The sequence below is a fragment of the Flectobacillus sp. BAB-3569 genome (assembly GCF_002270355.1).
Lineage (GTDB): Bacteria > Bacteroidota > Bacteroidia > Cytophagales > Spirosomataceae > Flectobacillus > Flectobacillus roseus.
The window spans coordinates 1-554 of record NZ_NJFZ01000105.1 but is presented as its reverse complement, the minus strand read 5'-3'; the positions used below and the strand labels follow the sequence as shown (position 1 = coordinate 554).

Here is a 554-nt window from a genome sequence, read left to right as displayed (position 1 = left end):
TGAGTCACACCCGGTTTGCTAAAGGTAAATGGAAAGCGCTTTAAAAATCGCTGCAGAAATTGTGGCAAGTTTACCCAAAGATACCCTCTCTCCAGAGACTACCGAAGGAAAGAAGGTTTATTCATCCCGTGGGTATTTCTGGTGCCGTTGAAGAGGCTTCGGTTAGTTTTATCATTCGTGATTTTACAGAGGAAAAACTTCATGAACACGAAGCTTTCTTGAAAAACATCATGGAGAAAGTGTTGGAAGGGTATCCTAATTCAAAAGCTGTATTCGAAATTCATGAACAATATCGCAACATGAAGGTAATACTAGATCAATATCCTCATGTGACGGCGTATGCCTTGGAAGCTATCGAGCGTGCAGGTATTCCTGCCAAGCAAATGAGTATCCGTGGTGGGACAGATGGTTCTAGACTTTCATTTATGGGCTTGCCTTGCCCAAATATCTTTGCAGGCGAACATGCTTTTCATGGGCTTTTTTGACTTTTAGCAATTCTTCTTTTGGCATCGGCAGGGACTCTTCCTGCCAAATAACCACCAGTTCTTTTAGAC

The 554-nt window shown here is 42.4% G+C and carries 1 protein-coding gene; it reads left to right on the top strand.

Annotated elements, in window-relative coordinates; translation table 11 throughout:
- Positions 1 to 59 precede the first annotated feature (59 nt).
- On the top strand, positions 60 to 485 hold the full coding sequence (locus BWI92_RS26550) for a hypothetical protein (protein ID WP_141234956.1): 426 nt from the start codon (positions 60 to 62) through the stop codon (positions 483 to 485).
- The last annotated feature ends 69 nt before the right edge of the window (positions 486 to 554 follow it).